We start from the raw sequence: 2,312 nt of genomic DNA, 5'->3' as shown, positions 1-2,312 counted from the left end.
TCATATGCTGTTTAACCAGCGTCTGATATCGGCGGGTAAGGCGAGAGTCAATCCCGCCAACAGATAGGTTGAAATCATTCTGCAAAGTAATAACAGGTATCACGATAAATGTGTAGATACCTATGCCCTTACCGGCGGCCGATGGAAAAAATGGTTATCACACAAAATAGACTATTTTTGTTAACTTAATGTATTTATTGAAAAAAGCGTAATCATTACAGAAAAAAGACTGAAATCATTGATCGCCGACACATAATTGTTCAAAGTTTGGCCTTTCATCTGATGAAAAAAATGCGTAATATACGCGCCCTTGCGGACACAGTATGGTCTCTCTTTGTCTATGCGTATTGGACACCTCCAGCTCGCTAATTGCCTGATTGCGGCTCCGATGGCCGGTGTGACAGATCGCCCGTTCAGAGCCTTATGTCACGCAATGGGGGCGGGAATGACGGTTTCGGAAATGCTCTCCTCAAACCCTGAGGTGTGGCGGACCGATAAGTCGCGTTTGCGTATGGTACATAGTGATGAACCCGGTATCCGGGCGGTGCAAATCGCCGGTTGCGATCCTGCTGATATGGCCGCCGCCGCCGTCATCAACGTGGCGAACGGCGCGCAGCTGATTGATATCAACATGGGTTGCCCAGCCAAGAAAGTGAACCGTAAATTGGCGGGCTCGGCATTACTGCAATATCCGGATCTCATCAAGCAGATTCTGATCGCGGTGGTGCGTGCCGTCGACGTGCCGGTAACGCTGAAAATTCGTACAGGCTGGGCGCCGGATCACCGAAATTGTGTACAAATTGCCCAATTGGCCGAAGATTGTGGTATACAGGCCATCACGATTCATGGCCGCACCCGCGCTTGCCTGTTCAACGGCAACGCGGAGTACGACAGTATTCGGGCAGTTAAGCAGTGTGTTTCCATTCCGGTTATCGCCAATGGAGACATTACTGACCCGCAGAAAGCCAGAGCGGTGCTGGATTACACCGGGGCGGATGCCCTGATGATAGGCCGCGCCGCTCAGGGAAGACCCTGGATCTTCCGGGAAATCCAGCATTATCTGGATACGGGGGAATTGCTGCCGCCGCTGCCGTTAGGCGAGGTGAAGCATTTGTTGATGGAGCATGTTAGGAAATTGCACGACTTTTACGGTCCAGGCAAGGGATTCCGCATCGCTCGTAAGCACGTGTCCTGGTCTTTACAGGCGCATGCCCCTGACAACCAGTTTAGGCGCACATTCAACGCCATAGAGGATGCCAGCGAACAGCTGGAGGCGTTGGAGGCATACTTTGCAAATCTTGCGTAATAGAAAAAAGAGCAGACAGAACTATGTTCGAACAACGCGTAAATTCTGACGTACTGACCGTTTCCACCGTTAACTCTCAGGATCAGGTAACGCAAAAACCCCTGCGTGACTCGGTAAAGCAAGCACTGAAGAACTATTTTGCTCAACTAAACGGTCAGGACGTCAACGACCTCTATGAGCTGGTACTGGCTGAAGTAGAACAGCCTCTGTTGGACATGGTCATGCAATACACCCGCGGCAATCAGACCCGCGCGGCGCAGATGATGGGCATCAACCGCGGCACCCTGCGTAAGAAATTGAAAAAATACGGCATGAACTGATAGTTACTTCTTATAACATTGTTTATTAAGGTGCTTTACCACTTGGTGAAGCACCTTTTTTATGATTTGTACCCCACCGTGTACCCCACGGGCTTTTGAACAAAATTAAAAGCATGAGAACAAATCGGGGCTTTTGGCGGTTTTGCTGTTTTTGCTGTACCCCTGTACCACTTTTCGCTCAGGCCAGTGCTGGCGGGGGCTGTAGCTGGTACAAGCGGTGTAAATGTCCTGCTGGCCGTGCTCCATCACCAGAAACCCGTTCGCCAGCATCGCGGCCACGGTTGATTTGGCGTTCTTGCGCGGCATGGGGCCGCAGCCCCTGAACATCGGATCAGGAACCTGCACCCGGAATTTCCAGTACCGTGATGGCGTTGAAGTCCACCAGCCCAGCCCCCAGATATTGATCAGTAAGGACTTTGTAGAAGCCTGGTTCGGTGATGTTGTTCGGGCGGGTGCGCACTCCGGTGGTGTGATCCACGATGTAATAGCCACGTTTGAAGTCGCCTACGGCCAGAACCGGCTCACCGGCGGCCGCATCGCCCATGTTTTCGAGGTAATATGAATCACCCCGGATAAATTAGAGTCTATACTTTAAAAGTGGAGGTCTCTATGACAACGACCAAACGTTACTCTCCGGAAGTCCGTGAACGGGCAGTTAATCTAGTGCTGGAAACTCAGCATGAGCA

At 51.2% G+C, this 2,312-nt stretch carries 2 protein-coding genes and 2 pseudogenes; 2 read left to right on the top strand and 2 right to left on the bottom strand.

The window, feature by feature from the left end:
* Positions 1 to 340 precede the first annotated feature (340 nt).
* Positions 341 to 1,306: a tRNA dihydrouridine synthase DusB gene (dusB, locus tag CINSTRO3249_RS15230; RefSeq protein ID WP_074013846.1), complete on the top strand. Its 966-nt coding sequence runs from the start codon at positions 341 to 343 to the stop codon at positions 1,304 to 1,306.
* 23 nt (positions 1,307 to 1,329) lie between these two features.
* A complete protein-coding gene (fis, locus tag CINSTRO3249_RS15225) occupies positions 1,330 to 1,626 on the top strand; it encodes a DNA-binding transcriptional regulator Fis (RefSeq protein WP_011410014.1) in 297 nt (98 codons plus the stop codon).
* Positions 1,627 to 1,830: 204 nt separating this feature from the next.
* Here the strand turns inward: fis and CINSTRO3249_RS17790 are convergent.
* Together CINSTRO3249_RS17790 and CINSTRO3249_RS15215 are read right to left on the bottom strand one after the other, a co-directional pair.
* Positions 1,831 to 1,932, bottom strand: a pseudogene (locus tag CINSTRO3249_RS17790) (hypothetical protein); the annotation flags it as partial.
* Between the two features lie 25 nt (positions 1,933 to 1,957).
* Positions 1,958 to 2,182, bottom strand: a pseudogene (locus CINSTRO3249_RS15215) (phage major capsid protein); the annotation flags it as partial.
* Positions 2,183 to 2,312: the final 130 nt, after the last annotated feature.

The organism is Candidatus Sodalis sp. SoCistrobi, assembly GCF_900143145.1.
Classification (GTDB): Bacteria; Pseudomonadota; Gammaproteobacteria; order Enterobacterales; family Enterobacteriaceae; genus SoCistrobi.
This window is presented reverse-complemented; position numbering and strand designations above follow the sequence as displayed.